The sequence below is a fragment of the Actinomycetota bacterium genome (assembly GCA_005774595.1).
Classification (GTDB): domain Bacteria; phylum Actinomycetota; class Coriobacteriia; order Anaerosomatales; family D1FN1-002; genus D1FN1-002.
Map to the genome: position 1 here is coordinate 1 of VAUM01000508.1, position 1,057 is coordinate 1,057.

The 1,057-nt window shown below is 70.1% G+C and carries 1 protein-coding gene; it reads right to left on the minus strand.

Translation table 11 applies throughout. The annotated features are described in order from the left end of the window. Positions 1-208: 208 nt before the first annotated feature. Positions 209-1,003 carry a transposase family protein gene (locus FDZ70_11315; GenBank protein TLM65009.1) on the minus strand — a complete coding sequence of 265 codons (795 nt, stop codon included), beginning with the start codon at positions 1,001-1,003 and terminating at the stop codon, positions 209-211. Between the last annotated feature and the right edge of the window lie 54 nt (positions 1,004-1,057).

Consider the following 1,057-nt stretch of genomic DNA (forward strand, 5'->3'; position numbering starts at 1 on the left):
CCCCCGAGAACGCCCGCCGATCCGGCGGGCGTTCTCGTCGTGTGCCACGAGCGCTCCCCCGGGACTGACAGCGCCCTCAGCGCCGCGTGCCGCCGCGGATCTGAGCCGTAGGCGGCCCCACGACGGGCGCGCGTCCGCACCCGGGAGATCCGCGCCCCCGTGACGCTAGGGTGTACTGACCCCGAGATGTAGCGACACATCCCGTCTGCTACTTCCACATCTTGGCCGCACCGAGAACCTCAGCGGGCGTCCGGCCTTTGGTCAGGCGCCCGTTGTGCGCCCGGTCGTAGTTGTACTCCCGCAGGTACCGCTCGAGCTCGCGCCGAAGACCCATGTACTTCGGGACGAGATAGCGAGCGAACGCGGGCTTCCAGCACTCCTCGAGGATGGTGCGCTGCACGCGCTCCACGAACCCGTTCGACTGGGGTCGCCCGGGCCGGATCAGCGTGTGGAGCACACCGAGTCGGTCGAGTTCGGCGTCGAAGTGGTGATCGCGGAACTCCGAACCGTTGTCAGTCGTGACCCGCTCGAAGTCCCAGCCCGCATCGCGCAGGTCCCGGGCCACGCGGTGCGCGAGCGCCGAGCAGAAGCGCACGTCGGGGTTGCGCGGGGTCACGTGCAGCTCGGCCCAGGTGAAGCTGCTCGCCGCGTCGATCGCGGTGTACTGCCACACCACGCCCTTCGTGCCGGCAAGGCGCCCGATGCAGAAGCAGTCGAACTGCACGAGCTCACCGGGGCGCTCGACTTGGATGTGGCGCTCGGGCTCCGGTTCGCGCACACGCTCGGGTGGTGCGGCATAGCCGGCCAGCAGTCCGTTGCGGAGCGCTCTGGTCTGCAGGCCGTGGCGGCGCAGCACGCGGTAGACGCCGTTGGCCGAGACCCGGAAGCCGCCGTTTCGCTCACGAGCGAGCTCAGAGGCGATCGCTGCCGGCCCCTTGCCCGGGTGCCCGAGCGCGAAGGCGAGGATGCGGTGCTCGATCAGGACCGGGATCGAGTTGGGCATCTGGGGTGCCCGGCGCTCTCTGGGGCGCAAGATCTCAAGCCCGAAGCGGTCGAC